This window comes from Streptomyces fuscigenes (genome assembly GCF_021556455.1).
GTDB classification, from domain to species: Bacteria; Actinomycetota; Actinomycetes; order Streptomycetales; family Streptomycetaceae; genus Streptomyces; species Streptomyces fuscigenes.
On record NZ_JAKGCV010000427.1, the window covers coordinates 1 to 4648 of the forward strand.

4 protein-coding genes and 2 pseudogenes are annotated in these 4648 nt (G+C 74.7%); 4 read left to right on the forward strand and 2 right to left on the reverse strand.

Translation table 11 applies throughout. The annotated features are described in order from the left end of the window. On the forward strand, nt 1–576 hold a 576-nt coding region (locus L1885_RS23900; protein ID WP_235799235.1), incomplete at its 5' end, for a TetR/AcrR family transcriptional regulator. A gap of 263 nt (nt 577–839) precedes the next feature. After that, a complete protein-coding gene (pdxH, locus tag L1885_RS23905; protein ID WP_235799238.1) occupies nt 840–1463 on the forward strand; it encodes a pyridoxamine 5'-phosphate oxidase in 624 nt (207 codons plus the stop codon). A gap of 109 nt (nt 1464–1572) precedes the next feature. Here the strand turns inward: pdxH and L1885_RS23910 are convergent, their stop codons facing one another. Further along, nucleotides 1573–2070, reverse strand: a complete 498-nt coding sequence (locus L1885_RS23910; RefSeq protein ID WP_235799236.1) for a winged helix-turn-helix transcriptional regulator — start codon at nt 2068–2070, stop codon at nt 1573–1575. Between the two features lie 103 nt (nt 2071–2173). Between L1885_RS23910 and L1885_RS23915 the strand changes: the two genes are divergently transcribed. Continuing rightward, nucleotides 2174–2818, forward strand: a complete 645-nt coding sequence (locus L1885_RS23915; RefSeq protein WP_235799237.1) for a dihydrofolate reductase family protein — start codon at nt 2174–2176, stop codon at nt 2816–2818. Between the two features lie 576 nt (nt 2819–3394). Beyond that, nucleotides 3395–4519, forward strand: a pseudogene (locus L1885_RS23920) (PAS domain-containing protein); the annotation flags it as partial. Here the strand turns inward: L1885_RS23920 and L1885_RS23925 are convergent. Next, nucleotides 4519–4648, reverse strand: a pseudogene (locus L1885_RS23925) (NADH-quinone oxidoreductase subunit H); the annotation flags it as partial. The pseudogenes L1885_RS23920 and L1885_RS23925 overlap by 1 nt on opposite strands.

The following is a 4648-nucleotide window of genomic DNA, read 5'->3' on the forward strand; positions in this document are numbered from 1 at the left end:
CAGCAGGACCGCAGCCGGGCCACCCGCCGGCGGCTGCTGGCCGCGGCCGTCAGCTGCCTCGCCGAGCGGGGGTGGGCCGGTTCCACCGTGGCCGTCGTGGCGGAGCGGGCGGGCGTCTCGCGCGGCGCGGCGCAGCACCACTTCCCCACCCGCGAGGACCTGTTCCTCGCGGCCGTCGAGTACATGGCCGAGGAACGCACCTCGGCCCTCGGGGCGCTCGTGCCGCCGGGCCCCGGGCATCGCGCCGAGGCCGTGGAGGCCCTCGTCGGCCTCTGCACCGGTCCGCTCTTCCGCGCGGCGCTGCACCTGTGGGTCGCGGCGGCCGGGGAGGAGTCCGGCGAGCCGCTGCGTCCCCGGGTCGTCGAACTGGAGGCGCGGGTGGGCCGCGAGGCGCACCGCGTGGCCGTGGCGCTGCTGGCGGCCGACGAGTCGCGCCCCGGAGTGCGCGAGACGGTCCAGGGCCTGCTGGACATGGCGCGCGGCCTCGGCCTCGCCACGCTCCTCACCGACGACACCGCCCGCCGCGACCGCGTCGTCGCGCAGTGGACGGCGCTGGTGCGGCACGCCCTCGACTGACGGCCCGCACCGGCACGGCGGCCCCGGGACCGCCCGGCCCGGGGCCCGCCGCCCCCGTGGCCGCCGTGCCGCACGCGCCGCCGCTGGACCCCGCCCGCAACCCGGTGGCCGCCCCGGCGCCCGCCGGACGGTCTCCCGCGTGGGGGCCGGCGCCTGCGACACCCGCTTCAGGAGAGCGGTGCTCCGGGCGATCTCCCGCGCGCGGGGACCGGCGACTGCGGCAGGATGGTGCCGTGTCCCACGAGAGTCCCGACCCCGCCACCATGCGCGAGCACTACCGCTCGACGCCGCTGCTGGAGTCCGACGTCGCCGCCGCGCCCATGGAGCAGTTCGCCCGGTGGTTCGCGGCGGCCGCCGAGCACGTGCTGCCCGAGCCCAACGCCATGGTCGTCTCCACGGCCGACCCGGGCGGGCGCCCCTCGTCCCGCACGGTCCTGATGAAGCACTACGACGACCGGGGCTTCGTCTTCTACACCAACTACACGTCCCGCAAGGGCACCGAGATCGCGGCCAACCCCTACGTCTCGCTGCTCTTCCCCTGGCACCGCATCGCGCGCCAGGTCGTCGTCACCGGCACCGCCGAGCGGGTCGGCCGGGACGAGACGGCCGCCTACTTCCGCAGCAGGCCGCACGGTTCGCAGCTCGGCGCGTGGGCCAGCGAGCAGTCCACGGCCATCGGCACGCGCGAGGAGCTGCTGGAGCGCTACGAGCACCTCGCGGCGCGCTACCCGGAGGGCGAGCAGGTCCCCGTGCCGCCGCAGTGGGGCGGTTTCCGCGTGACGCCGGAGAGCGTCGAGTTCTGGCAGGGGCACGCGAACCGCCTCCACGACCGGCTGCGCTACGTGCAGGAGGGCGCCGGCTGGCGCCTGGAACGCCTCTGCCCCTAACGGCCGCCGGTGGCGGCCGGTCGTCGTCAGGACGCTCGCGCGGAAGGGCGGGACGGGTGCTCCGTGCGGCTTCGACGCGGCCGCACGGGCCGGGTCGGCGCGTCCCGCGTCAGTGCGCCTCCGCCTGTGCCCGCTCGTAGGCCGCCCGCAGCAGTTCGGCGGCCCGCGGGCGGTCGGGGTGCGGGCGTGGAGTACCCAGGTGCGCCTCGCGGAGGTCGTCCATGAGGTCCTGCCAAAGAGGCGGCCCGCCGTCCTCCAAGAGCCGTGCGCGGACGGTGAGTTCGGGTGTGGTCGGACGGTGCCGCATGCCCCAGGAGCCGAGCGCGGCCATGACGGGGACCGTCTGGATGCCCGCTTCCGTCAGGCTGTAGGTCGCCCGGCGACCTCTTTCGGCGTTCTCCCGCGTCAGGAGGCCGCCGGCGACGAGGGCCTTGAGGCGGCTGCTGAGGATGTTCGACGCGATCCCCTCCTCGGAGCGGCTGAGCAGCTCGCGGAAGTGCCTGCGTCCGCCGAAGATCACGTCGCGCAGGACGATGAGGCTCCACCGGTCCCCGAATGCCTCGACCGCCGCGTTGATCGCGCATCCGGACCGCGGTTCGTCGCGCATCCCCACCTCCAGTGATTGCACTCGCCCAGCACCGAGTCTAGGCTCGCCGCGGCCAGTGATTGCATTTCAGGAGCACTTCGCTTCGAGGGCAGGAGTCCGTGCGATGTCGCGCGTAAGGGTCCACAACTTCTCCGTCTCCGTCGACGGGTTCGCCACCGGTGACGGGCAGAGTCTCGACGCCCCGTTCGGCCATGCCGGGGGGCGGCTGCACGAATGGTTCTTCCCGACCGCGACCTTCCGGCGGATGGCGGGCAAGCCGGAGGGGAGCCGCGGGGTCGACGACGCCGTCGCCGGCACCTGGGACGCCGGCATCGGCGCGGAGATCATGGGCCGCAACAAGTTCGGCCCCCAGCGCGGGCCGTGGGAGAACGACGACTGGACCGGCTGGTGGGGGCCCAACCCGCCCTTCCACACCCCGGTGTTCGTCCTGACCCACCACCCGCGCCCCTCGGTCGAGATGGAGGGCGGCACCACGTTCCACTTCATCGACGCCACGCCGCGGGAAGCGCTCCGGCAGGCGCGTGAGGCCGCGGGTGATCTGGACGTCAGGATCGGCGGCGGGCCGACCACGGTCCGCGAGTTCCTCGCCGAAGACCTCGTCGACCATCTCCACATCGCCGTCGTCCCGATCGTGCTGGGCCGTGGCGAGCGCCTGTGGGACGGACTCGAAGGACTGGAGGAGCGCTTCCGGGTGGAGTCCGTGGCGACCCCCGGCGGCATCACGCACATGACCTTCACCCGGCCGTAGCGGCCGTCGGCGCGGGCGGCGGGGGTCGGCACCGGTCCCGCCCCGCCGGGGTCCCCCCTCGCCGGACGGGGCGCGCTCCCGGGAACGCGGGAAGGCGGCCCGGAACGCAGAAACCCGCGGGCTCTGACTCCTCCGGAGAGGTAGCCGGCCGGACGTACCGGCGAGCCCGCGGGTCGGTGACTGCTTGGGATTGGCCGGCGGAGCCGGCACCGCACAGAGTGCGACGAACGGGCGCTAGCCCGCAGTCACCTCACGCGTCCGGTTGTCATACATCTGCCGAACCACCTCCCTTCTCGTGTACCCACACACTAAAAAACGCCCGGGCGCTTCGACAAGTGAATTTGTCGGATATTGACGCGGCCCCGCGCCGGGCCCGCGCTCCGGCGCCCGCCCGGCGCCCGTATCGCCCCCCGCCTGCGCCTTTCGTGCGCCCCGGGCCCCTGGGCCGCCTCGCCGATCACGGCGCGCGATACGATTTCCTGGAACCATGTGTGTGCCACGTCACGTTCAGTGGAATGATCGCAGTGATCGGACGTATGCGGGCCAAGCGCAGACGTCCTGCATGGGGGTGCCAGGATGAGTGCTTCCCGGAGTGAGACCACCGACGCGGCGGGACCGGGCGAGCCGGGGTCGGACCTGCTCGCGGCCCTGCTCGACGGCATGGACGCGGCGCTCTGCGCCTTCGACGCCGGGGGCGTCATCACGCACTGGAACCGCGAGGCCGAGCGGATACTCGGCTGGAGCGCGGCCGAGGCCGTGGGGCGGCACGGGTTCGCGGGCTGGGCGGCCCGCTCCGCCGACGCCGACGACGTGCTGGGCCGCCTGATGGCGTCGATGGACATCGAGGGCCGCCAGGTCCACGAGTTCGCGCTGCTGCGCAAGGACGGCGGCCGGGTCCTCGTGCGGACGCAGTCGGCGGGCGTGCGCGGCGCGGACGGCAAGCCGGCCGGCGTGTACTGCGCCTTCAGCGAGGTGCACGCGCAGATCGACCTGGAGCGTTCCATAGCCCTCAGCGAGGCGCTGTTCGCGGACGCCTCGTGGGGTGTCGTCCTGGTCGACGTCGACCTGCGGCCCACCGTGGTCAACGCGCACGCGGCGCGCGCCCTCGGCTCGGGGCGCACCACGGTGCTGGGCCGCCCGCTGGGCGAGCTGGTCGCGCAGGGCGCCGAGGAGCTGGAGGCCGCGCTGCACCACGTGCTGGCCGAGGGCGCGCCGAGCGGCCTCGTCGAGCTGTGGGTCACGGTGCGCACGGCGGAGGGCGAGCGGCGCCGCTGCTGGCGCAGCGGCTTCCTGCGGCTCGCCTCGCCGCTCGCGGAGGAGCCGGTGCCGCTGGGCGTCGGCTGGCTGTTCACGGACGTCACGGACTCCCGGCTCGCCGCCCGCGAGGCGGACCGGATGCGCTTCCGCGCCAGCCAGCTGCACCGCGCCGCCCGGGCCGCCGCCGAGTGCGAGGACCCCATGGAGGCGGCCACCGTCCATCTGGACTTCGCCCTCGCGGGCTTCGCGGACCACGCGCTGGTCGACCTGGTGGCGATGCCGCCCCGCGCCGCGCCGGGAACGGGCGCGCACCGGGCGTACGACTGGGCGGATCCCGGTCCTGACCCGGACGCGCCGGTGCGCCTGGTGCGCGCGGCGGCCACGCCGACCGGCGGCTCGGGGCCCGTGTCCCGGTCCGGGGGCGGCGGGATTCCCGTGCGCTATCTGGCGTCCACGATCGCGGACGTCGACATCGACCCGGAGTAGAGGAACACCGACGCGAACGCGGCGCCCATCGCGATCTCGTAGGAGATCATCTGCGCGCACGAGCGGAGCCCGCCGAGCAGCGGGTAC